Origin of the sequence: Clostridium sp. BL-8 (assembly GCF_002006495.1) — a bacterium.
Taxonomy (GTDB): domain Bacteria; phylum Bacillota; class Clostridia; order Clostridiales; family Clostridiaceae; genus Clostridium.
In genome coordinates this window covers 1-2,446 of the sequence record NZ_LZZL01000188.1, presented here as the reverse complement: position 1 = coordinate 2,446, position 2,446 = coordinate 1, and the positions used below count along the sequence as shown (strand labels likewise).

2 protein-coding genes are annotated in these 2,446 nt (G+C 27.3%); one reads left to right on the top strand and one right to left on the bottom strand.

Annotation, left to right across the window (positions count from 1 at the left end; genetic code table 11):
• Positions 1-503: 503 nt before the first annotated feature.
• Positions 504-1,313, bottom strand: coding sequence for a pyruvate, water dikinase regulatory protein (locus tag CLOBL_RS27090; RefSeq protein WP_077861825.1), 810 nt, complete (start codon positions 1,311-1,313; stop codon positions 504-506).
• Positions 1,314-1,523: 210 nt separating this feature from the next.
• On the opposite strand from CLOBL_RS27090, the gene CLOBL_RS27085 reads away from it, so the two are divergent.
• Entirely contained in the window at positions 1,524-2,273 is a 750-nt protein-coding gene (locus tag CLOBL_RS27085; RefSeq protein WP_009172972.1) for a signal peptidase II, read from the top strand.
• Positions 2,274-2,446: the final 173 nt, after the last annotated feature.

Here is a 2,446-nt window from a genome sequence, read left to right as displayed (position 1 = left end):
TATTTTCTGTTCAATTTTCAAAGACCATTTTCTTTCACAACTTTCGTTGTAATTTTTTATTTCCCATCGCCTCAAGCGACTTCCTCAGTATATCATTTGATTTGAACCTTGTCAACAACTTTTTTAATCTATTTAAAAGAGTTATCTAGGTTTTTCAAAATACTTATGTCCCTCAGCGACGTTTCTAATCTTATCATATATATTCACAAACGCAGTTTCACAATACTTCCTATTTAATTAATTTATTTTCCACATAGTTTGCAATTCATATATAATTCTCCATAATTCTATTAATGATACACCAGGAATAGTTATATTATTTATTGCTATATAATTTGTATTATGCTTACTTTTTAGCAAAATATTCTATCACTTTAATTCTCGTATAAATAATTAAGATGAGTTTCATAACTTTAAATACGAAACTCACCTAACTTTGTCTAATAATTGGTATGTACTACTATTTAAAAATATCCCTTATATCTTTTTAAATAATAACTCGCCTATTTTTTATTGTTATATCCTATCTTTTCTAAAATAATTAATGCCGTATCTTCAATTGCTCTTTCTGTAACATCAATTGTTTTGCAACCTATTTTCCTCATTATTTTATCTGCAAAATCTAATTCCTCTAAAACCCTAGCATCACCTGCATATTCAATATCTGATGTAATTCTATGAAATTTATCTAATCTTCTTTTTCTAATTTCAATCAACCTAAGAGGATTTATAGTAAGTCCAAACACCTTTTTTCTATCAATTTCATATATTTCTTCTGGTACTCCTACCTCTGGCATTAATGGAATATTTATAGCCTTTATTCCCTTATTGGCTAAATACATGCATAAAGGTGTCTTTGATGTTCTCGAAAGACCAATTAAAACGACATCTGCATTTTTTAACCCTCTATAATCTTTGCTGTCATCATATTGCATCGCGAACTCCATAGCTTCAATTCTCTTATAATATGCTTCATCAGTTTGACGCATAGCACCTGGATTATACGTAGGATGAGTTTTTAATATAGTAGCTGCTACATTGATTATTGGACCTAATACATTCATAACCAATATATTTTTTTCCATTGCTTTTTGTGTTAAATGCTCTCTTACATCAACAGTAATTATTGTTGATACTATTATTACGTTTTCACAATTATCAGCTACATTCATCACATCCTCAACATCTTCTAACTCTTTCACGTATGGAATTCTTTTAACCTCCACCTTTTCTTCGAATTGACTTGCTGCTGCAATCGCTACTTGATGTGCAGTTTCTCCTATTGAATCTGATACTGCTAAAATTGTTAACATAAGCTTATCCCTTCCTTCTCATATTTTCATAATACCTCTTTTATACTTTAAATATTTCCTTAGTAAAAATATGTAACTTCTATAATTCTTTAAATTACATATTTGTATTCTTCTACTTTTATATTAACCTAAACTTACTTCTTTTAATAGTAGTGAAATTTTCTTAATCATATGTTAAACTTTAATATAAATATACTTGGAGGTAATTACATGAAAAATAAAAAAGTTTTGACTATAAGTATTCTTCCTATAATGTGGGTTCTATATATATTATTTGAACTTATTAGTGGCAGAATTACTGATTTTCAAACACTCTTCTTCAATATAATATTAATTCTATTATTTGCACTAGTTGGTTTGTTTACTTATGAATTAGGAGAAAAGCATAAACGCGGATTTAATGCTAGCATATTATCATCTTTATTTTTTCTTCTTCTTTTAATAGATCAAGGAATAAAACTATCAATAAAATTTTTATGGTTTAATACTGATTTTCCTATAATTAATAACATGTTATATTTTAACCCTATAATTAACACCAATGGTTCTTGGTTAAATGCTAGATTTGGTACATCTGTTAGTTTTCCAATTTTAATAGCTTTAAATATAATTGCTATATTAGTCTTCATTGAAGTCTATAGATATTATCTGCATAATGGAAGAAAAGATTTTTGGGCTGATATGTGTTTTACTTTTGTAAGCTGTGGCGCCACCTGCTCATTAATTGATAAAGTTTTTTATGGAGGCAGTTTAGATTTTATTGGTATAAGTAATTTGTTTATTGCAGATATAAAAGATTTATATATTAATCTTGGTATATTATTTTTCGTTCTTACCATGTTTAATAATGGATACTTATCATCTGGAGATGACACTTCTTATAAAGAGGATCTTCAATCACTAAAAAAATTTCTATCATTTATCAAAGACGATATATTACATAGATTTAAATCTTTTTAATCAATCTCCTAATTTAAATTCAATAAAACAAAAAGAGCTTTTACTTAATGTAAAAGCTCTTTTTTATATAAATACTAAGCAAGTTCTAAATAAAAAAAAATTACTTTGATAAAAGTAATTGGTGGCTTACCCGGGAATCGAACCCGGGACACCATGATTAAAAGTCATGTGCT

What these genes read in the sequence shown, in the direction of transcription:
- CLOBL_RS27090 (WP_077861825.1), bottom strand. Translation starts at nt 1,313, where the DNA reads ATGTTAACAATTTTAGCAGTATCAGATTCAATAGGAGAAACTGCACAT.
- CLOBL_RS27085 (WP_009172972.1), top strand. Translation starts at nt 1,524, where the DNA reads ATGAAAAATAAAAAAGTTTTGACTATAAGTATTCTTCCTATAATGTGG.